Origin of the sequence: Shewanella sp. S1-49-MNA-CIBAN-0167 (genome assembly GCF_040310145.1) — a bacterium.
GTDB classification, from domain to species: Bacteria; Pseudomonadota; Gammaproteobacteria; order Enterobacterales; family Shewanellaceae; genus Shewanella; species Shewanella psychromarinicola.
In genome coordinates this window covers 1-250 of the sequence record NZ_JBEOPO010000402.1, presented here as the reverse complement: position 1 = coordinate 250, position 250 = coordinate 1, and the positions used below count along the sequence as shown (strand labels likewise).

Annotated in this window: 1 protein-coding gene; it reads right to left on the bottom strand. The window is 38.8% G+C overall.

The window, feature by feature from the left end:
* Positions 1–250: DUF3293 domain-containing protein (locus tag AAEZ00_RS21805; RefSeq protein ID WP_351090094.1), on the bottom strand; the 250-nt coding region annotated here is incomplete at both ends.

The window sequence follows — 250 nt, the reverse complement described above, 5'->3', positions numbered from 1 at the left end:
GTTATACGAACCTATCTCTGGCAACTCACTCACCATCCTTAATCGGTGATTAAAAATTCCCATATCAACTTCAGGTTTGATGCTATCAAGGCATGCAATCAAAGATAGCAAACCTTGATTAACGTAGTAAATTGCATGTTGATTAAATTCTCGACCAAGCTCAACAGCTTGTTCTTTATCAATAAAAATAGCCCAGCTCTTTTCCATATGTGACAAATCAGGTGCTGCACCGATTAACGCACGATAGGGA